General features: G+C 45.5%; 1 protein-coding gene. It reads left to right on the top strand.

From position 1 onward, the window contains the following. Nucleotides 1-213: transposase (locus WFH04_RS18290; RefSeq protein ID WP_336825754.1), on the top strand; the 213-nt coding region annotated here is incomplete at both ends.

The following is a 213-nucleotide window of genomic DNA, read 5'->3' as shown; positions in this document are numbered from 1 at the left end:
ATCATTGCGAATGCAGAAACACACGAACCGCTGGACATCTTACCGAATCGAAGGAAAGAAACGATTAAGGATTATCTCCACAAATACGGGGCAGACGTTGAATTGGTGGTCATGGATATGAATCCAAGCTTTAAGGCAGCTGTGAAAAAGGCATTGGGACGCCCTGTCATTGTCGCAGACCGTTTTCACTTTTGTCGTTATATCTACTGGGCG

This window comes from Sporosarcina sp. USHLN248 (genome assembly GCF_037144575.1).
Classification (GTDB): Bacteria; Bacillota; Bacilli; order Bacillales_A; family Planococcaceae; genus Sporosarcina; species Sporosarcina contaminans.
Note: the sequence above shows the minus strand (reverse complement) of the source record. Positions and strands in the feature narration are given on the sequence as shown.